The following is a 19,094-nucleotide window of genomic DNA, read 5'->3' on the forward strand; positions in this document are numbered from 1 at the left end:
GTCGGGCGTGCGGGCCGACTGCGACCTCGACGCCGTGCTGGCCCTGTTCGACGCCGCCGGATCCTTCGTCGACCGGTTGCCCACTGCGGGACCCGACACGTTCGTCGAGCACCTCCTCGGCCAGGACGTGCCCGGTGACACGCTGCTCGTCGGCGGCCAGGCCGGGCCTCAGGTCTCCCTGGTCACGCCGCAGACCGCGGCTGGCCGGGAGTGGCGCCTCGTCGTGGTCGCCGGCGTGCAGGAGGGCGTCTGGCCCGACCTGCGCCTGCGGGGCTCGATCCTCGGCTCCGAGGACCTCGTCGGCGTTGTCAGCCAGCGGCCCCTGGGCTTCCGGGCAGCGCAGGCGGCGGTGCGCTACGACGAGACCCGGCTGTTCCATGTCGCCGTGACGCGCGCCACGGTGCGGTTGCTCGTGACGGCGGTGGGCAACGAGGAGGAGCAACCGTCGGTCTACCTCGACCTCGTCGATCCCCCGGCGAGAGGGCGGATGGCCGACGAGGTCAGGCCACACACGGAGGTCGCCCGGACGATGTCCCTCGCGGGGCTCGTGGGGGAGCTGCGGCGCGAGGTGGTCAGCCCCGATGCGGGCGTTGCCGAGCCAGCGTTGGCGCTGCTCGCGGTGGCGTCGCAGGCCGGGGTTCGCGGAGCCGACCCCGGCAGCTGGTGGGCGCTGCGCGACGTCACCACAGAGCGTCCGGTTCGTCGCCCGGACGAGCCGGTCCACGTCTCTCCGTCCAAGGTGACGTACTTCTCCGAGTGCGCGCTGCGCTGGTTCCTCACCTCGGTCGGCGGGGACGGTGTCGCGCTCGGAGCGGCGTCGGTGGGAACCTTCGTCCACGACATCGTCGCCGAGCTGCCTGATGCCCCGCTCGAGGTCCTCGACGGGGAGGTCGATGCCCGGTGGGGTCGACTCGGGCTGCCATCGGGCTGGGTCACCGACCGGACCCGACGCCAGGCCCATGACATGGTGGCGCGCTACGTCGCCTACCGCGAGTCGGTTGCAGGGGACTGGGAGCCTGTCGGAGTCGAGACCGAGTTCCGGGTCCGGGTCGGACGCGCCGTGGTCGCTGGGCGCGTCGACCGCATCGAGCGCGACAGCCGTGGGCGCCTGCGCATCGTCGACCTCAAGACGGGCACGAGCAAGCCGACGAAGGCGGAGCTCGAGCGCCACGGGCAGCTCGGCGCCTACCAGGTCGCCGTCGAGGCCGACGGCTTCCCATCGCTGGGCAGCGACAGTGCGGGGGCCGCGCTCGTCTACATCGGCAAGGGGGGGCTGGCCGGGCTGCGCCCCTCGGTGCTGACCCAGGGCGCTCTCGCAGAGTCCGCCGAGCCGGACTGGGCGCGGGCGCTCGTGGAGGCGACCGCCGAAGGCATGGGCGGCGCCAGTTTCGTTGCGTCGCAAGGCAGTTGCCGCACCTGCCCGGTCAAGTCCTCCTGTCCCGTCCAGCCGGAAGGAGATGCCCTGTGACCGCGACAACAGAGCGGGTGACGGTGGCTCCCGAGAGGGTGCGCTTCTCCGCTCTCGACATCGCCCGTGCGCTGGACCTGCCGGCTCCGACGGACGAGCAGGCCGACGTCATCGAAGCCGGGCCTCGGCCCCTGCTCGTCGTGGCGGGCGCGGGCTCCGGCAAGACCGAGACGATGGCCGCTCGGGTGGTCTGGCTCGTCGCCAACGGCCTGGTCGCCCCCGACCAGGTGCTGGGGTTGACCTTCACGCGCAAGGCGGCGGCGGAGCTGTCCCAGCGCATCGGCAAGCGGTTGCGGGGCCTGGAGCGCGCCGGGCTCTGGACGCCGCCTGAGGACGACGGCAGCGGAGCAGAAGTGCTCGGAGGCACGCCGAGCGTCTCCACGTACCACTCCTACGCGGGCCGGCTCGTCCGCGAGCACGCACTTCGGCTCGGCGTCGAGCCGGAGTTCCGCGTCCTCACCGAGGCCGGCGCCTGGCAACTGGCCGCCGAGGCTGTCTCGCGGTGGGACGGGCCGATGGACGTGGTGTCCAAGGCCGAGTCGACGGTTATCGAAGCCGTGATGTCCCTTGCCGGCGAGATGGCCGAGCACGTCCGTGTCCCGGCGGAGGTGATGAACCACCTCGACACCGTCATCGCGGCGCTGGAGGACCTGCCGGACGGCGAGGGCAAGGGAAGCCTCGCACCGGCGAAGGAGGCGTTGGCGGCGCTGCGCGAGCGACGTGCGGTCCTGCCGATCGTCGACGCCTTCGTGCGGCTGAAGCGGGAGCGCGAGGCGCTGGACTTCGCGGACCAGGTGGCGCTCGCGGCTCGCGTTGCCGGATCGGTGCCCCTCGTCGGCCAGGTCGAGCGAGAGAGGTTCAAGGCGGTTCTACTCGACGAGTTCCAGGACACGTCGGAGGCACAGCTGAGGCTGCTGCGGTCGCTGTTCCACGACGCGTCCGTGGCCCTCACGGCCGTGGGAGACCCCAACCAGTCCATCTACGGCTGGCGCGGGGCCAGCGCGACGACCCTGCTGCGGTTCCCGGCGGAGTTCGCCGACACCGATGGTCCAGCGGACGTGCTGCCCCTCTCGACGAGCTGGCGCAACGACGAGCTGATCCTCGCGGCGGCGAATGTCACCGCGGCGCCGCTGGCCACAGCCCACGTCCAGCCGCTCAGGTCGCGCCCGGGAGTGGGACCCGGGGCGATCACCATCGTGCGAGGCGAGACCGCCGAGGAGGAGGCGGCGCAGGTGGCTGCCTGGATCGCCTCCCACTGGCGGTCGCCGAGCGGCCGTCGGACTGGGCGGAGCGCCGCCGTGCTCTGCCGACGACGCTCCTCGTTCCCGCTCGTCATGGAGGCGCTCCGGGATGCCGGTCTCCCCGTCGAGGTGGTTGGCCTGGGCGGTCTGCTCGCCACGGCGGAAGTCAGCGACCTCGTCGCGCTGCTCTGGGTCGTGCAGGACCCGACCCGGGGGGACCAGCTGATGCGGCTGCTCACCGGTCCAGTGGCGCGGCTGGGTCCCGCGGACCTCGATGCCTTGTGGGCCTGGGCCAAGGAGTTGCACTCGCGACCGTGGCGCGTCGGCCATCCCGACCTCACTCAGGACGCGCTGCCCCTCGACGCCGCTGAGGGGGCCGGCCCAGCCGGAGTCACACGGGCCTCCACCGAGGCCTCGGACGCCTCGTTCAGCGAGGCTGGAGCTCGTCACCGGGACTCGGACCTCGCTGCGGACAGCGCCGACGTGGCGACCCTCGTCGAGGCCCTCGACGAGTTGCCGCCCGTCGGCTGGACCGGGCGGGGCGGGGTGCACCTCAGCGACGAGGGCCTCGCACGACTGCACGGGCTCGCTGACGTGGTGCGTCGTCTCCGTCGACTCACCGGCCTGCCACTCGTGGACCTGCTCCACGAGGCGGAGACGGCAATCGGTCTGGACATCGAGGCGCTCTCGCGCCCGGAGCACACCGCCTCGACCGCCCGGGTGCACCTCGACGCCATCGCCGACGTCGCCGCCCGATACGTGAGCAGCTCGGACCGGCCCACCCTGTCCGGCTTCCTCAGCTGGCTCGAGGCCGCCCGAAGCCAGGAACGCGGCCTCGACGCGGGGCAGGTCGAGTCCGACACCGACGCAGTCCAGGTGCTCACGGTCCACGCTGCCAAGGGCTTGGAGTGGGACGTGGTCGCCATCCCCGCGCTCGTCGAGGGTGCCTTCCCGGACCACACGGCCACGTCCGTCGTCCCGATGGAACCGAACGGCTCGGACAGCACTGCAGCGTCGGTCGAGTACGTGTGCTCGGGAACCCCGAAGGACAAGGGCTGGCTCGTCGGGCTCGATTCCCTGCCCTACGACCTGCGCGGTGACCGGGACGGGCTGCCGCGCCTCAACTGGTCGGCCAGCCCTGACCGCAAGGCGCTCGGAGCCGCGATCGAGGAGTTCGCCGAGGACGGGGGCCGGCACGCCATCGCGGAAGAACGCCGGCTGGCCTATGTCGCCGTGACCCGGGCGCGCACGGACCTGCTCCTGTCGACCCACCTCTGGGGGCCGGGCAAGAAGACCCTCTCCGTCCCGTCCCGCTTCCTCCTCGAGATCCGGGACGCGCTCCCGGAGGCTGTTTCCGTAGCGGGGTGGCGCGCTGCCCCGCCACCTGTCGAGAAGAACGGCACCTTGGCAGCGCCACAGAATCCGCACCTGGCTGAGCCCATCCGGGCGGCATGGCCGCACGATCCGCTCGGACATCGGCGGGCGGCGCTGCGCACGCTCCCGGAGCGGCTGCGCGACATCGTCGCTTCGCGTCCGGCGGAACTCGTAGGGGACCCACGACTTGACGACCTGCGTCTCCTCCTTGCCGAAGAGGCGATGAAGGGGGTGCGAGAGGAGCCGGCCGTGGAGGTGCCGAGGCACCTGTCCGCGTCCGCGGTGGTCGCCCTCGCTCGCGATCCGGAGGCCTTCGCGATGCGGCTGCGCCGGCCGATGCCGGAGCCTCCTGCCCCGGCCGCTCGGCAGGGAACCGCCTTTCATGCCTGGGTCGAGGAGCATTTCTCGCGCGCGGCCATCGTCGACCTGTTCGACCTCCCCGGAAGCGCCGACGAGGGGGCCACCGCCGACCATGACTTGGACCACATGCGGTCGAACTTCCTCGCAAGCGAGTGGGCCGAGCGGATCCCGGAAGAGATCGAGCTGTCGATCGAGACGGTCATCGATGGCATCGCGGTTCGGGGCCGGATCGACGCGGTCTTCCCTCGCGATGACGGCGGGTGGACCGTGGTCGACTGGAAGACCGGTGCGCAGCCGTCAGGGCAGGAGGCCGAGGTGCGGGCAGTCCAGCTCGCGACGTACGCACTGGCCTTCGCTCGCCTTCGCGGCGTCGACCCCAACCGTGTGGACGCGGCCTTCTTCTATGCAGCCGAGGGAGTGACGGTGCGGCCTGCCGTGCCGGACGAGCGGATCCTCGTCGCGATGCTGTCCACCATCCCCGACTGACGGTGGCGGCCCTCGATGGAGCGGTCAGCCCACCCGTCCGTCGTTCGGCTCCGCTTCGACAGCACCGGTACGTTGGTCGGCAGATCCTTCCGCGTCGACGTCAGGTCCGTCGGCAGGACTCGTCGAGGGTGTCGGATCGATGGACTGCGTGACCGACGGGTCAGGGAAGGGCTGGTGCGGCTGGGTGGCGTCCCAGTCCGGCTCCGGGTGCAGCCCCGGCTCCGCAGGGGTGGGCGCCCCCGCTTCGACTGCCCTGAGCTCGTCCTCGACAAGGACCCGCTCGTCCAGCGCCCGCAGGGACGCCGCGGCGTCCTCGACGAGGTCACGCGCGGCCGAGGCAAGAGCGTGGAGCAGGACCCGCATCGGCGCCATCTCCGCAGCCAAGCGGGCCCGCGCCAAGAGGTTGCCGTCGGGCCGCTCGACACGCGACTGGGCGTAGGCCGAGAGGACCAGGTCGAGTGACTCCGGCGCCGCCGACCCGACCAGGTCGGCGAAGTCGTCGGCCGGGTCCCCGATCCGCGACTGCTCCCAGCCGAGCACGCCGCGGACCTCACCGGCATCGGCCCGGTCCTCGTCCTGGAACGAGACGAGCACGTGCTCCCCGACGAAGGACCCGTGCACGGCAGTCGGCGCGAAGCGCCACAGCGAAATGTCCTCGAGTCGCTGCTCCCATCGAGTGAGCAGGTTGGCCGGCACATGCCCCGTGGCCGCCGCCCGGTCCAGCTCGGACAGCTGTCGGCGACGGTGCGCATCGGCGTCGTAGACCGGTCGACCAGCCTCCTCGAAGAGGGCCAGGTCGAGGTTGTGGACATGGGCCAGTGCTCGGCCGATTCCTGACGCGAGGTCCCCGGGCGGTAGGGCGGCGAAGTCCAGGGGCCGACCCGGCAGCCGAAGGTAGACGATGGCCCGACCCTCCTGAACGGGCACCTGCCCACGGACCATGGGCATGGCGAGATCGAGCCGGCGGCCGAGCAGTGGGCCCAGCGCCACCACGGCCTCGAGCTCGGCGCCCGAGGCCTGCGTCAATGGCGCCTTGATGACCCAGCGACGGTCCTGCTGATCGGTGACGAACGCCAGGTCGAAGGAGCCGGCGGCCCTCGTGCGCACGCCCTCCACCGACACCGGGTCGAGACCGGGCACGGCAGCGCTCGCGAGGGCCGCGAGGAACAGGGGGCTCCGGGTCACGTTCCCACCGTAAGGTGAGCGCGCGCCTGATCGTTGGAGGCTTGGGGCACGGAGGCCAGGGGCTTGGACGCCTGTCGGGCCCCACGGCCGTAGGGTGACGACGTGGTCCAAAGCGCCGACACCTTGCCCGACCTCGCCCTGTCCCGGACGGTGCTCGATCGATCGGGGATCGAGCGTCGCGATGGTGGTCTGGTCGAGCGGCTCCTTGCCGACCCGGCGACGCGGGTGCTCGAGCTGCGTGGTGACCGGGCTCCGGTCGAGCCGCAGGTCCGCTCACAAGGGCAGGAAGAGCACGAAGAACACGGCGATCTCCGACTTCGGCTGCGAGCTCCCACGGCGGAGGACTCCGGGCGGCTGGTTCTGTTCGCGGGCCGCGACGGGCGGGGGACCGCCTACCTCGGCGTGGCCCTCCCTGCCGAGGGACTGGACCGGGCCGACCGCAGTCGTGAGCGCCCTCCCGACGTGGAGGGTTGGGTGACGCTTCGGCAAGCAGGCGCCGCCCTCGGGGACCGGGATGCCGGCCTGTTCACGACGGTGCTGTCCCTTGCCAACTGGCACGGAACCCACACGCACTGCTCCCGGTGCGGAGCGCCGACAGCAACGTCTCAGGGCGGGTGGCTGCGCGTCTGTCCCACGGACCACAGTGAGCACTACCCGCGCACCGACCCAGCGGTCATCATGGCCGTCGTCGATGCGGACGAGCGACTGCTCCTCGGACGTGGCCCACAGTGGCCGGACAACCGGTTCTCGGTGCTCGCGGGCTTCGTCGAGCCGGGCGAGTCGCTCGAGGCCGCGGTGGCTCGTGAGGTCGAGGAGGAGGTCGGCATAGACGTCACCGACGTCCGCTACCTGGGCAACCAGCCGTGGCCGTTCCCGTCGTCGGTGATGATCGGGTTCACGGCTCGGGCGCTCGGCACGAGCATCGAGCTCGATCCGCACGAGCTCAGCGAGGCTCGGTGGGTGACGCGCGACGATTACCGGACCGCGTTGCGAACCGGGGCCATCCATCGGCCCTTCGGGCTCTCCATCGCCAAGCGCATCATCGAGCACTGGTTGGGACAGACCATCGAGTCGGTCATGTCCGAGTCCGAGGGCTGAGCGACCTCAGGCGGTGAGCCTCGCCTTGACCTCCGCGAGCGAGGGGTTGGTGGCAGAGGTGCCGTCGGGGAAGACCACGGTCGGCACCGTCCGGTTGCCACCGTTGACCTGTTCGACGAAGTGCACGTGCTCCGGAGAGCTCTCGAGGTTGACCTCGGTGTAGGGCACACCCTCACGGTCGAGCTGGCCCTTGAGCCGGACGCAGTATCCGCACCAGTTCGTCGTGAACATCGTGATCGTTCCGGGTGCGGGTTGGAGCGGCGTGGGGGCAGGCATCAGGTCTCCGTCGTCGGTCGGGTGGGCCCGGGTCTTTCCGGGTCGTGTCAGGTTTGGGTGCAAGGATGGCCCCAAGGCCTTCACCGCGGGAAACCGGGGCGGACCGTTGAAAATTCCCCTACTCATCCGACTCGCAGAGTCACAGGAGATCGCCCTGCTCCCTGCACCACATCCGGACGACATCCTCGAGCAGCTCGACCCAGAGCAGCGGGAGGTGGCGTTGGCGCCCCCCGGACCGTTGTGCGTCCTGGCCGGTGCCGGCACCGGCAAGACCCGGGCGATCACGCACCGGATCGCCTACTCCGTCCACGCCGGCCTCCAGCAACCACAGCGCATCCTCGCGGTCACGTTCACGGCCCGTGCTGCCGGCGAGATGCGGACCCGACTCCGGGCCCTCGGAGTCCACGGAGTCCAGGCTCGGACGTTCCACGCAGCGGCACTGAGACAGCTGCATTACTTCTGGCCCCAGGCGGTCGGCGGTGCGGCTCCGGAGGTGATGAGTGTCAAGGCTCCCGCGGTGGCCGAGGCCGCAAGCCGCCTGCGCCTGCAGTTCGACAGGACGGCGATCCGCGACCTTGCCGCCGAGATCGAGTGGGCCAAGGTGAGTCTGCTCACGCCGGAGTCGTACGCCGCGGCTGCCCGGGCAGCGGGTCGCGAGCCGCCCGGACTGGACGTCACGGCGATGGCGCGCCTGCTGGCCTGCTACGAGGACGTCAAGCAGGCCCGAGGAGTCATTGACTTCGAGGACGTCCTGCTCCTCACCGTCGGCATTCTCGAGGAGCGGGACGACATCGTCCGCGTCGTGCAGGGCCAGTACCGCCAGTTCGTCGTGGACGAGTACCAGGATGTCAACGCCCTCCAGCAGCGCCTGCTCGACCTGTGGCTGGGCGCGCGCAACGACGTCACGGTCGTCGGTGACCCAGCACAGACGATCTACTCCTTCACCGGGGCCTCGCCCCGTCACCTCCTTGGCTTCGCCTCGCGGTTCCCGGGCTCGCGGACCGTCCGGCTCGTGCGCAACTACCGGTCGTCGCCACAGATCATCGAGCTGGCCAACACGGTGATCTCCTCCGGCCCCACGGCCGCCCGCAGCGGGGCGCTGCGACTCACTGCGCAGGCTCCGTCGGGACCGTCGCCCGTACTCACCTCGCACAGCGATGACCAGGCGGAGGCCGCTGCCGTGGCCGACCGGATCAAGAGGCTCATCGACGACGGCCACCCGGCTTCGGAGATCGCCGTCCTCTTCCGCACCAACGGGCAGTCGGAGGCGTTCGAATCGGCCCTGGCGGACGTCGGCGTGTCCTACCTGGTCCGCGGAGGGGAGCGCTTCTTCGCCCGCAAGGAGGTCCGAGACGCGATCCTGCTTCTCCGGGGCGCCGCGCGCAGTGATGACGGCAGCAAGGCCCTCGGTCACATCACCCGGGATGTCATCGCCGGAGCCGGGTGGTCGCCCGATCCTCCGTCGAGCAGCGGAGCCACCAGGGAGCGGTGGGAGTCGCTCACGGCTCTCGCCTCCCTTGCCGACGACCTCGAGGCGTCCGTCCCGGAGGCCCGGCTGCCCGAGCTCGTCGCCGAGCTCGACCGCCGGGCCGCTGAACAGCACGCCCCAACGGTCCAAGGCGTCACCTTGGCCAGCCTGCATGCCGCGAAGGGCCTCGAGTGGGAGACCGTCTTCCTTGTCGGCGCGTCCGACGGCCTCATCCCGATCTCGCTCGCCGAGGGAGTCGAAGCCCTCGAGGAGGAGCGACGCCTTCTCTACGTCGGCGTGACCCGCGCACGGGAGCGCCTGTTCCTCTCGTGGTCCTCCACCCGCACCTCGGGTGGACGGCCGACGCGGCGGGTGTCGCGCTTTCTCGGGCCAGCCGAGGCCATCCTTGGTGGGGGAGCGCGAACGGCGGCGCCCACCACCCATCGCCGTGCTGCCGCCAAAGTCGCAACCGTGCTGATCTGTCGCGGCTGTGGGGGCGAGCTGACGACGGCCGCCCAGCGCAAGACGGGTCGGTGCGATGACTGCCCGCCGAGCTACGACGAGGCGCTGTTCGAGCGCCTGCGCGAGTGGCGGCTCGGCGTCGCACGGGCCGCCTCGGTCCCGGCCTTCGTCGTCTTCACCGATGCAACGCTGACCGCGATTGCCGAGCGCGAGCCGGCCGATGACGGGGCGCTCGCAACGATCAGCGGGGTCGGTGCCCGCAAGCTCGCCCAGTACGGCGCCGACATCATCGCCATCCTGGGCGGTGCCGACCCGCAAGAGCTCCTCGAAACCCGCTCCCGCACAGGGCAATCCGCCGATTCCTGACTGTGCACGAGAAAATGTTGCGAAATCCTCGATAAATGAGTTGTCGCGCCCCAGGGCCCCGCGTAATCTAAACCCGTCAACCCCAGTGGCTCAGGTGGCCGGCTGGGATTCGCGAGCATAGTGAGGAGGTTGGCCCTGATGAGGAACATCACGATGACGATGAACGCAGTGTCCTGCGTCGCTTTGGCACGTCCGCGCTCGGCCAGCATTCTCCTCGCAGACGTCCAGCCCGGGCTCCAGGGGACAGGTGTGTCCATCGTCGCCCCGGCTGACGTCCGTCGCATCGCTGACCGTGGTGTCAAGGGATCCGTCCCGTTCGCCGCCGGCGTGGACCTCACCGCCATCTACAAGACACCTGATGTCGCTCGCTCCCGCTCTGGGAGGCCTCCGGTCTGAGTTAGACCACAGCCTCACCTCCAGGCCGCGAACCCGACATCACCGGGTCCGCGGCCTTCGTGTTTTCCCGCACAACCGAATGCCGCTCCACCCCACCCTCCACCGGAACAGCACCCACGAGGTGCGAGACAGATACGGGACCAACCATGACTCCCCGGATGCAGAGCAGCACGACCGAGACCCGCACCTGCGGTGCTGGGCTTCGAGCGACAACGGACACGAGTGAGCAGGCGCGCCACACCACTGGCGCGCTGGAGACGGAGGTGAGAACGATGCAGCTGAGCGAATTGCTCGACCTTGGCACCGAGGCGCAGGAGGTCGGCGAGACCATCCCGTGCCGGGACTACGACGCCGAGCTCTGGTTCGCCGAGCGGCCCGAGGACGTCGAGTTCGCCAAGACCCTGTGTGGGCTGTGCCCCGCGCGTCTGCAGTGCCTCGCCGGGGCGCTCGAGCGCCAGGAGCCGTGGGGCGTCTGGGGCGGGCAGCTGCTCGTCCAGGGGGCCGTGGTCGCCAGGAAGCGACCCCGCGGACGTCCCCGGAAGCACCCGGTCGCTGCGTGAATGACACCGGACCCCCGCGGCCGGGTCGAGACCAGCGGACCACCGCACATCTAATCCATCAACAGCAGTCAACAACACCTGACCAGGAGGTCGTCATGGAGAACTTGGAGCTCCTCGCTCGCGACCGGATTCGCGACCGCGCTCAGCGCCAGGACCGCAGTGGCATCCGCCGCAGCGCCCGGCTGATCGCGCTCGAGATCCGCGCGAGTCGACGCAATCACCCGAAGTGAGGCGTCGACCGTCCGGGACCACGGTGCCCGGTAGCAGAGCAGCACGGAGACCAGAACAACTCAACGCAAGTGAGCGAGCCGCGGGTGACGCGCACGTCACCCGCGGTTCCGCGTTTCCCGGGCCGGCTGGAGGCCGCCTGGTCCGCCGTCGGGATCACGTCCCTCAGGTGGCGCCTGAGTGAGGGCACGGGGCGCGGGTAGGAGTCCCACACGGCTCCGACGGCGGGTCGCCGCACCGCTCCCGGCGCGGGGATGGCGCGGTCGACACGCCTGTGGCAAACGTCCCACGCATGTCAGCGCGGAGGCGGATACTCGAACCACGGGGGAGATCAAGGGAGGCCCCGACCATGGCAACCAAGACGGATACCGCGGAACTCACTCCGCTCCTCACCTGCACCTCGTGTGGCACGACACCGGCGCCGGAGGACCAGGCAACGGCCCGACTCACCTGGAGTCGCAGCGTCGAGCACGGTCGCACCCTGTGGACATGCGAGCAGTGCAGTCGAGACAACATCCGCTCCATCGAGAGCAAGCTCGATCCCGAGTGGTGGTAGTCGCCGCGACCTGGCAAGGCTGGAACGTGGGCTCGGACGGGAGCCGGCCCAGCGGCATACGGCAACTCAGTCTCTGTCTGAATTGTCGGCCCGGGCAGGGCGCGGAAGGTCACCGACCGGAGGAAGGTTTGCTCCCGGGAGGAAGGCATCGACCGTCTCCCTCCCGCGGACCGTCCCCCCGAGCTGGCTGAGCACACCGATGCCGCCGCTCCAGACACGGTGGATGAGCAGGTACTCCGGTGGCAGGTTGAGCTTGTAGGCGAGCACGTAGTTCGGCTGCCTCGGATCGTTGATGTGGGCGAAGACGCTTCGCAGCCAGGGCCGCGAGAAGGTGAACTCGTCGCTGCGCAGGGGGGCGATGAACGGCTCCAGGTACTCGAGAAGCCGCTCGGCATCGATCTCGATCGACGGCTTGACGAAGCCCGCCTCTCGCAGGCCCGCGAGGACGGCATCGGCGCCGCCCTCCAGACCGGCGGTCAGCAGGCGGCCCAGCTCCGGCGGCATGCCGTTCGGCAGACGGTTGACCGCCCCGAAGTCCACGACGCCGAGGCGGCCGTCCGGCGTGATGCGGAAGTTGCCCGGATGTGGGTCGGCGTGCAGCAGCCCAGCCTCGGCGGGGCCGGCGAGCAGGAACTCGAGATAGAGCTGAGCGGCCTCGTCGCGCTCAGACTGGGTTCCCTCGCGGATGATCTCGCTCAGCGGGCGCCCGTCGACCCACTCCGAGACGATGACGTGCTGGGTGCCGCGGACCAGCTTCGGGATGCAGAAGTCCGGGTCGTCGGCGAAGGCTCCCGCGAACGCAGCCTGGTTGTCGGCCTCGAGGCGGTAGTCCAGCTCCTCGGCCATCCGGTCGCGCAGCTCATCGAGGATCGGACCGAGGTCGATGCCGGGGATCCACCCAGCGGTCATCTTCGCCATCCGGGACAGCTGTCGAAGGTCACTCATCAGCGCAGCGCCGGCCCCCGGGTACTGGATCTTGACGGCTACCTCGCGCCCGTCCGTCCAGACACCGTGGTGCACCTGCCCGATCGAGGCGGACGCGACCGGATGGTCCTCGAACGAGCGGAAATTGCTGCGCCACTGGGTTCCCAGGTCCGCCCGCAAGACGGCGTGGACCGAGCTTGTCGGCATCGGCGGCGCGCTGTCCTGCAGCTTGGTGAGCATCGCGCGGTAGGGCCCGGCCATCTCCTCGGGAAGGGCGGCCTCGAAGATCGACAGGGCCTGGCCGAACTTCATCGCTCCGCCCTTGAGCTCGCCCAAGACCTGGAAGAGCTGCTCGGCGGTGCGGGCCTGGAGCTCTGCAGCGACGAGCTCGGCGGGCCGTCCGCCGATGCGCTTGCCGAGCCCGAGCGCGGTCCTCCCCGCGAAACCGAGGGGCACCGTGGCGAGCTTGGCCGAACGCACCACTGCCTTGCGCGGCAGGTCGGTCACAGCTCTCACCCCCCAGGAAGGTCACCCTGACTCTAGCGATCCGCGCCGCCGGTGCGTCATCGCACCGCGGAGGTCGGAGGCCGAGACTCAGGGAACCTCGGTCGCACGGGCGGCGTGGGGGCGGGGGCAGCGAGGGTGGATCGTCCACTTGCGATGGTCCATCCGGGGCCAGGGGAGACTCAGCTCGACCGCCACCCCTACCGGCAGTGAGGTCGAGCCCGGGAGGCGGCGCGCGAACAGGGCGATGCAGCCGGCGACCAGCTGGACCAGGGCCGGGTCGGTCTCCGGGGCGGCGTCGCGGTGCACCACATCGCTGGGCGAGCCGCAGACCTGCGCCAGGACGACGGGCCAGGACGCGTCACGGTCGGTGCGGTGCAGGTCGAGGCACCACAGGCACGGCCCCTGCAGCGTCGGCTCCACCAAGGGCCCGACGGTCGCGCGCGGCCCCTCGACGACCACCGGCAGGTGCGGGATGCCGCTCCGGAGCCACGGGTCGCCAGAGCGCGGGTCGAGGGCCATGGCGCCCAGGACGACGACGAGCGGCGGATCAGCGGTCGGCTTGGCGTCCGGTGCGCCGGAGCGGCCTGCCGCACTGACGAGCGCGTCGATCCCGCCGCGTCGCAGCACCTGGCAGAGCTCCTCGAGCAGCACTCCTCGGCCGTCGAGCAGGACTGTCCGGCAAGGCTCCTCGGGCGAGAACCGCTCGAGGACCCCGATCTCCTCGATGAGGTCGAGCAGGGCCCGCCAACGGCGAGCGGGGATGCCCACCTCTCCAGCGAAGCGATAGGAGGTGCCCAGCGGCACCGTGCCGTCGAGCCGCGCCAGGACGCGTGCCTCGGCCTCACTCACACCGGTGACGATCGGGCCGCCGGCGCTCACGCCGAACTGGATCTCACCGGTCGTTCGCGAGATGGGGCGTCGCCACGGCGGGATGCGTGGGTACCGGCCGGCCTCGGTGTCAGAGGCTGCGAGCGCGGGATCGCCGGATTCACGGTGCTGGGCGGGGCGCGCCGCAATGAGGTTGGGGCGAGGCCGTCTCGGCCGGTCGCTGCTTCCTGACCCCATCGCTCCTCCCTTCCTGACCCGGCTTCCGCTCTCGATGCCCTGCTGCCTCGTGGTTCGAGCGTCGCAAAGGCGGGTCCGGTCGCGAGTGGGTCATCCACAGACGCCGGACAGGGACAGGGCGAGGGGACAGGGCGAGGGGACAGGGCGAGGGCGGGACCATACTGGTCCCGCCCTCGTCGGCGCGTCACCGGGGACGCGCGTCGGACCCGGTCAGGCCTTGCCCAGGATGCGGTTCAGGTTCGTGCCGCAGACGGGGCACTGGCCCTTGGCCATCCGCCGCCCGTTCTCGGACACGACAACCCTGCCCTCGGCCTCGCGCTTCGCCTTGCACTTCACGCAGTAGAACTCGCCCTTGTAGGTCTCGTCAGCCATTGGTGTCTCCTTGTACTGGCACCCCTCTGATGGGTGCCTCGGCTCCGACAACCCTAGAGCACGCTGAGCATGAGATCACGCTCATCCCCGCATGGCGCCCCGTACGGGCCCCGCGGAACCGGGCGCCTCCGTCGTGCCTGGGACCGCGCGTTTCGGTCATCGTCCATTGCGTCGTCGCCGGTCCGGCCTACCCTGCCCTCATGGCGAGGTCCCGACCAGAGCTGCCGCACGCGGTCCCGCGCTCGGCGCGGCAAGGGCCGCGCCGGGAGGTCGTGGAGACGGTCGTCGACGGGGTGACGGTCGAGGTGCGCCGCAGCTCCCGGCGGCGCCGCACGGTGTCCGCATATCGTCAGGAGGGTCGCCTCGTCGTGCTGGTCCCGGCTCGGCTCACCCGCGCCGAGGAGGGCGAGTGGATCCGCACGATGCTGGCCCGCGTGACCGCTTCCGAGCAGCGTCGACGCCGCTCGGACGGCGACCTCCGGGCGCGCGCAGCGCACCTCTCGACCGCCTACCTCGGCGGCCGAGCCCAGCCCGCGAGCGTCCGGTGGGTGGCGAACCAGGAGTCCCGCTGGGGCTCCTGCACGCCGGCTGAGGGCTCGATCCGGATCTCCGACAAGGTCCGCGGTATGCCCGGCTGGGTGCTCGACTATGTGCTGCTCCACGAGCTCGCGCACCTCATCGAGCCGGGGCACGGACCGGCCTTCTGGAGCCTGCTGAGCGGCTATCCCCGGCTCGAGCGGGCGCGCGGCTACCTCCAGGGGGTGGCCGCGACTGCGGGCCTGACGCTGAGCGACGAGTGAGGCGAATGCTCAGCGACGAATGAGCGCCTGCGCCGCCCGCACCAGGGGCAGGAGCTCCTCCCGCGTGTCCTCGGGCAGGCGGTCCGCTGGCCACCAACGCACGTCGACCGACTCGTGGCTCGCTGAGTGCGCCGCGCCCGTGGGGGCGATGGCGGCGTATCGCACGTCCAGGTGCTCCCGACAGCTGCCGAAGGCGGCGCCCAGGTCGTGTCGGTCCAACATGACGATCTCGGGCAGGGCGACGAGCTCGTCGATCCCGGACTCCTCGCGGGCCTCCCGCTCCGCGCCCTCTCGCATGGACCGGTCGTCGGCCTCGAAGTGCCCGCCGAACTGGAACCACCGCCGGGCCTTTTGGTGGAGGGTGAGCAGAACATGTGCGCCAGCCCGGTCGAGGACGATGACGCTGCCCGTCAGGTGTGCCGGCGGGCCGCCACGCGCCATCGCGTCGCCATGCCGTGCGAGGTGGGCCAGGTAGTCCCGCCGCAGCCGCGCCTGCGCCGGATCGGGAGGGTGCCACCCGCTGAGTTCCGCGATGGCGTCGTCATGGATCAGGCCGTATGCCGCTGGGCTCATTCCGGGGTCAGCTGCCGAGGTGGGTGGCTGGGGGCCGAGAGTGGTCACTTCCGCCCGTCATCCGCGTCGTCATCCTTGTCGTCATGGTCGTTGTCGGGGCTGCCGTCGGCCTCGCCTGCAGCGGCCTCGTCGAGGATCCCGCGCAGCACCGAGTCGAGGTCGGTGCCCAGGTCCTCGGCACCCAGCGTGCTCTCAGGCAGCCCTTCCACGGGCTTGTCGGCGCCGGCTTGGCCAGCGGCGCGCTCGACGAAGCCGATGATGTCGTCCAGGTCCTCGGAGGTCGGCGCCAGGTCCGGGTGGGACCACCGGCCGTCGCGCAACGTCTGGCCGCCGGCGTTCTCGAGGGCGGCCCAGAGGTTCGCGGCATCTCGCATCCGGCGCGGTCGCAGCTCGAGCCCAACGAGTCCGGCGAATGTCTTCTGGGCGGCGCCACCGACCCGCCGACGTCGGATGGTCTCCGCGAGTGCGGGGGACTGGGGCAGGTGTGCGGCCGTTGCGCGCTCCGTCACGTGGTCGACCCAGCCCTCGGCGAGCGCGAGGAGGGTCTCCAGCCGATCCAGGGCGCGTCGCTGGACGGGGGTCGGCTGCGGACGGAAGAGGTTGCCCTGGAGCGCGCTGCGGAGGGCTTCGGGATCGGTGGCGTCGATGGTTGACAACGCCGACTCGATGGCGTCGGTGTCGATGGTGATGTTGTGTGCGTAGTCGGCGACCGCCGACATCAGCTGCGGACCGAGCCACGGCACCTGCGCGAACAGCCGGACCCGCGCCGCCTCGCGAACGGCGAGGTAGAGGCGGACCTGCGGCAGGTCGATCTCGAGCGAGGTGGCGAGCTCGTCGACGTTGCCGGGCAGGAGGGCGACGAGGCCGGGCTCGGTGAGGGGGAGGCCCACCTCGGTCGCGCCCACCACCTCGGTGGCGAGGGTCCCGACGGCCTGGCCGAGCTGGGCCGCGAACATCTGCCGGCTGAGGTTCGACAGCATCGGGGCCCACTGCTCGAGCATGGCGGCGGGGTCGAAGCCGGCGCCCATCATGCCCTGCAGCTCCGGTGGGAGTGCGTCGCCGAAGGCCTCGGGCCCGAGCTCGCCGAGCTGCTTCCGGATCGCGGACGACGTTGCGCTCGTGACCCCATCGGACACCGGCTCGACGAGGTCGAACCAGCGCGGCATCGTCGCCTCGACCCACTCGGCGCGGCTGAATCCGGTCGCTCGCCACGAGGGTGCGCCGAGCGCCGTGACCTCGTCGAGCCAGAGCACGGCGACGGCCACGGCATCCTCGACCGCCCGGGCCGCGGTGGCGTCGTGCACGTCGTTGCCCTGTGATGCCAGCACGTGCTTGCGGGCCACGTCGTTCGCGAGGTCGCGGGCACCAGTGGGGGACTGCTGGGCCGTCATGAAACTACCGAGCTGCGCGCGCATCGCCGCCTTGGTGGCCGGATCGGAGGGATCGACGCCCATGCTGCGCATCGCTGCGGCGAGCTCCGGGTTCTCGGCGGCCTGACCGAGCACCTGCTCGAGCATCGAGCTCAGGTTTGCGGGGTCGAAGCCGGGTGCGGTGCCCGGCCAGCCCTCCTGGCCGGCTCCGCCAGAGGAGCCAGCTGAGCCCCCACTGTCCTTGTCAAGCTCCTGGTCGCGGTCCTCGTCGCGGTCGAAGCCGCCCTCGCCGCCAGGGTCGCGGTCGGACATGCCTGCTCCTCGGGGTTGATCGGATGCCTTGATCGGATGCTCGGATGCGCTGAGCGTTCGTCCTTCCAAAAGACAACCACGGAACGGGGACGATCGTTCCCTTGAGCGGCTGGGTCCGTGATCGTCACCCTCGGCACCAAGATGATCCGCTTACGATGGCGGGCGTGACGGTCACCCTTGCCGAGATCCGAGATTCGCCGCTGTCCGTCGACGAGGTGCTCTCGAGCGTCGCCGACGCGCGTGCCGGCGGCACGTGCGTGTTCGTCGGCACCGTGCGCAACCATGACGCGAAGAGTGGTGGATCGGCCGGAGCCGCAGCCGGCGAGGAGGCCGAGAAGGAGCGGGTGCTGGAACTGGACTACAGCGCGCACCCGCAGGCGGCGGAGGTGGCCCGAGCGCTCGCGGAGCGTCTGGCGGCAGACGGCCGAAGCGTGCGGATCGGCGTCGTGCACCGCGTCGGGCGGCTCGACATCGGGGACCTAGCCGTCGTGGTGGCCGTCAGTGCCGAGCACCGCGGTGAGGCCTTCGACGTGTGTCGCGAGCTCATCGACGAACTCAAGGCGACGGTGCCGATCTGGAAACACCAGCGGTTCGCGGACGGCTCGGACGAGTGGGTCGGCCTGCCGTGAGGACGATCCGCCGGGTCCGCGAGGACGAGGCAGAACCGGCACCGCTGTTTCCCGGACCGCCGCGACCGCGCGCGCCCTTGAGCCGGGGCAACAAGGTGTTCCTCGTCGGCTTCTTCCTCGGCCTTGCGATCCTCGTCGTCGGCAACCTGGTGCATGTGCCCTTTGCCATCATGAGCCCCGGGCCGACGATGAACACCCTTGGCAAGGTCCCGGGAGAGACCAACGGCTCCACCCTCATCTCGGTCCAAGGGCTGCCGACCTATGACACCAAGGGTGAGCTCAACTTCACGACCGTCTCCGTGCTCGGCGGTCCCGGGTTCCCGGTCGACGCCTTCGACGTCCTGTGGGCCTGGATCGATCCATCGAAGGACGTCCTGCCCGTCGACCAGGTGTTCGACCCGGATGCGAGCGAGGAGCGGATCGCCGAGGAGAACGCGGTCCAGATGGAGGGCTCCCAGGAGGAGGCGACCGCGGTTGCGCTGCGCGCCCTGGGCAAGCCGGTGAAGACGCACATCGAGATCGCGCAGGTCCTCGACGAGTCGCCTGCCAAGAAGGTGCTGAAGGTCGGAGACCGCATCGTCCGGGTGGGGGAGACGACGGTGACGACCGCCGACAGCATCCGCAGCGCGCTCCAGGCCGTTCGCCCGGGCGAACCGATCGAGATCGAGGTCACCCGGGCCGGCAAGCCGGTCGTCGCCACGGTGACGACGATGACGGGCTCGGGGGGTCGGACCGCGCTCGGAGTCATCCTGCGGCTCGACCACGACTTCCCGGGCACGGTCACGATCAATGCGGGTGACGTCGGCGGGCCCTCCGCCGGCCTCATGTTCGCCCTCGGGATCTACGACAAGCTCACGCCTGGCCCGCTCACCAACGGCCGCGACATCGCCGGCACCGGGACCATCGACGAAGAGGGGCGCGTCGGCCCCATCGGCGGCATCAAGCAGAAGATGGCAGGCGCCCGGTCGGGCGGATCCGAGTACTTCCTGGCCCCGGTCGACAACTGTCCCGAGGTCGT

The 19,094-nt window shown here is 70.9% G+C and carries 18 protein-coding genes; 11 read left to right on the forward strand and 7 right to left on the reverse strand.

Annotation, left to right across the window (positions count from 1 at the left end):
• Together VIR15_RS00045 and VIR15_RS00050 are read left to right on the forward strand one after the other, a co-directional pair.
• On the forward strand, positions 1-1,468 hold a 1,468-nt coding region (locus VIR15_RS00045), incomplete at its 5' end, for a PD-(D/E)XK nuclease family protein (RefSeq protein WP_331925420.1).
• Positions 1,465-4,929, forward strand: coding sequence for an ATP-dependent helicase (locus tag VIR15_RS00050; protein ID WP_331925421.1), 3,465 nt, complete (start codon positions 1,465-1,467; stop codon positions 4,927-4,929). The genes VIR15_RS00045 and VIR15_RS00050, both read left to right, overlap by 4 nt.
• A 24-nt stretch (positions 4,930-4,953) precedes the next feature.
• Here the strand turns inward: VIR15_RS00050 and VIR15_RS00055 are convergent, their stop codons facing one another.
• Positions 4,954-6,114, reverse strand: a complete 1,161-nt coding sequence (locus VIR15_RS00055; RefSeq protein WP_331925422.1) for a phosphotransferase — start codon at positions 6,112-6,114, stop codon at positions 4,954-4,956.
• 102 nt (positions 6,115-6,216) lie between these two features.
• On the opposite strand from VIR15_RS00055, the gene nudC reads away from it, so the two are divergent.
• Entirely contained in the window at positions 6,217-7,212 is a 996-nt protein-coding gene (nudC, locus tag VIR15_RS00060; RefSeq protein WP_331925423.1) for an NAD(+) diphosphatase, read from the forward strand.
• Between the two features lie 6 nt (positions 7,213-7,218).
• On the opposite strand, the gene VIR15_RS00065 is transcribed toward nudC, so the two are convergent.
• On the reverse strand, positions 7,219-7,488 hold the full coding sequence (locus VIR15_RS00065) for a mycoredoxin (RefSeq protein ID WP_331925424.1): 270 nt from the start codon (positions 7,486-7,488) through the stop codon (positions 7,219-7,221).
• A gap of 154 nt (positions 7,489-7,642) precedes the next feature.
• Between VIR15_RS00065 and VIR15_RS00070 the strand changes: the two genes are divergently transcribed.
• The 5 genes from VIR15_RS00070 to VIR15_RS00090 all read left to right on the forward strand — a co-directional run bounded on the left by VIR15_RS00070 (position 7,643) and on the right by VIR15_RS00090 (position 11,524).
• Positions 7,643-9,784 (forward strand): ATP-dependent DNA helicase UvrD2, encoded by a 2,142-nt coding sequence (locus tag VIR15_RS00070; RefSeq protein ID WP_331925437.1) that lies wholly within the window; start codon positions 7,643-7,645, stop codon positions 9,782-9,784.
• Positions 9,785-9,922: 138 nt separating this feature from the next.
• Complete coding sequence (locus VIR15_RS00075) at positions 9,923-10,180, forward strand: hypothetical protein (RefSeq protein WP_331925425.1); 258 nt, start codon at positions 9,923-9,925, stop codon at positions 10,178-10,180.
• A gap of 272 nt (positions 10,181-10,452) precedes the next feature.
• Entirely contained in the window at positions 10,453-10,740 is a 288-nt protein-coding gene (locus tag VIR15_RS00080) for a WhiB family transcriptional regulator (protein WP_331925426.1), read from the forward strand.
• 95 nt (positions 10,741-10,835) lie between these two features.
• Positions 10,836-10,970 (forward strand): hypothetical protein, encoded by a 135-nt coding sequence (locus VIR15_RS00085; RefSeq protein WP_331925427.1) that lies wholly within the window; start codon positions 10,836-10,838, stop codon positions 10,968-10,970.
• A 347-nt stretch (positions 10,971-11,317) separates the two neighbouring features.
• Positions 11,318-11,524: a hypothetical protein gene (locus VIR15_RS00090; protein WP_331925428.1), complete on the forward strand. Its 207-nt coding sequence runs from the start codon at positions 11,318-11,320 to the stop codon at positions 11,522-11,524.
• A gap of 66 nt (positions 11,525-11,590) precedes the next feature.
• Here VIR15_RS00090 and VIR15_RS00095 read toward each other — a convergent pair whose 3' ends face one another.
• The 3 genes from VIR15_RS00095 to VIR15_RS00105 form a co-directional block, all read right to left on the reverse strand.
• Entirely contained in the window at positions 11,591-12,955 is a 1,365-nt protein-coding gene (locus VIR15_RS00095; RefSeq protein WP_331925429.1) for an ABC1 kinase family protein, read from the reverse strand.
• An 87-nt stretch (positions 12,956-13,042) separates the two neighbouring features.
• On the reverse strand, positions 13,043-14,020 hold the full coding sequence (locus tag VIR15_RS00100) for a hypothetical protein (RefSeq protein ID WP_331925430.1): 978 nt from the start codon (positions 14,018-14,020) through the stop codon (positions 13,043-13,045).
• A 210-nt stretch (positions 14,021-14,230) separates the two neighbouring features.
• On the reverse strand, positions 14,231-14,392 hold the full coding sequence (locus tag VIR15_RS00105; protein WP_331925431.1) for a DUF5679 domain-containing protein: 162 nt from the start codon (positions 14,390-14,392) through the stop codon (positions 14,231-14,233).
• Positions 14,393-14,592: 200 nt separating this feature from the next.
• Between VIR15_RS00105 and VIR15_RS00110 the strand changes: the two genes are divergently transcribed.
• A complete protein-coding gene (locus VIR15_RS00110) occupies positions 14,593-15,192 on the forward strand; it encodes a M48 metallopeptidase family protein (RefSeq protein ID WP_331925432.1) in 600 nt (199 codons plus the stop codon).
• Between the two features lie 9 nt (positions 15,193-15,201).
• Here the strand turns inward: VIR15_RS00110 and VIR15_RS00115 are convergent, their stop codons facing one another.
• Entirely contained in the window at positions 15,202-15,765 is a 564-nt protein-coding gene (locus VIR15_RS00115; protein WP_331925433.1) for an NUDIX domain-containing protein, read from the reverse strand.
• 44 nt (positions 15,766-15,809) lie between these two features.
• Positions 15,810-17,447: a zinc-dependent metalloprotease gene (locus tag VIR15_RS00120; RefSeq protein ID WP_331925434.1), complete on the reverse strand. Its 1,638-nt coding sequence runs from the start codon at positions 17,445-17,447 to the stop codon at positions 15,810-15,812.
• A gap of 155 nt (positions 17,448-17,602) precedes the next feature.
• Here VIR15_RS00120 and VIR15_RS00125 point away from each other — a divergent pair, with 155 nt between their 5' ends.
• Together VIR15_RS00125 and VIR15_RS00130 are read left to right on the forward strand one after the other, a co-directional pair.
• Positions 17,603-18,076 carry a molybdenum cofactor biosynthesis protein MoaE gene (locus VIR15_RS00125; RefSeq protein ID WP_331925435.1) on the forward strand — a complete coding sequence of 158 codons (474 nt, stop codon included), beginning with the start codon at positions 17,603-17,605 and terminating at the stop codon, positions 18,074-18,076.
• Positions 18,073-19,094 (forward strand): YlbL family protein (locus tag VIR15_RS00130; protein WP_331925436.1); only part of this gene is annotated, 1,022 nt, incomplete at its 3' end. The genes VIR15_RS00125 and VIR15_RS00130, both read left to right, overlap by 4 nt.

This window comes from Intrasporangium sp. (assembly GCF_036566125.1).
In the GTDB taxonomy this organism is placed as follows: Bacteria; Actinomycetota; Actinomycetes; order Actinomycetales; family Dermatophilaceae; genus Intrasporangium.